The sequence below is a fragment of the Synechococcus sp. R8-2 genome (assembly GCF_047461715.1).
In the GTDB taxonomy this organism is placed as follows: domain Bacteria; phylum Cyanobacteriota; class Cyanobacteriia; order Thermostichales; family Thermostichaceae; genus Thermostichus.
Window position 1 is genome coordinate 1 of the sequence record NZ_JANSHQ010000742.1, and the last position, 501, is coordinate 501.

The 501-nt window shown below is 49.7% G+C and carries 1 pseudogene; it reads right to left on the reverse strand.

The window, feature by feature from the left end:
* A pseudogene (locus tag NW819_RS14385) lies at positions 1 to 278 on the reverse strand (ABC transporter permease); the annotation flags it as partial.
* Positions 279 to 501: the final 223 nt, after the last annotated feature.

Here is a 501-nt window from a genome sequence, read left to right on the forward strand (position 1 = left end):
ACTGCCAAAGCCATAGTCAAGCTGCGGACAAAGATATCCACGCTGGCAGGAGTGAGCAGCTCCCGATAGGTGGCCAAAGTCAACTTTCTCAGGATCAGGCCGGTAAAGGGATCCAGATGATAAAAACTTTGCAGCAGCAGCGCCAGCAGCGGCCCCAAGTAAAAGACCAGTAACCAAATGAGAGGTGGCCCCAACAGAATGGCAAGGATGAGCGTCGGGTGATGATAGAGGAATCCAAACAGATCGGGTTTATCGGTTATCTGAGTTGTTTTGGCCATGGCCAGGCAGGCATGAAGATCAGCTTTTCATTCCCTCTTTTTGGTATTATTGGAATTGTAGGTCGACGAGCCAATAGAATTCAACAGAATTGGGATTGAGAAAGTGCGAACAGGCAAGAGGGATTGGCTTGTCTACACCTGCCGGCGGGTATCCTTTGAGGGAAAACGGCAATCAGAAGATGCCGGTATGGTCATTTCGACTCAAACTAGGACACTGCACCCA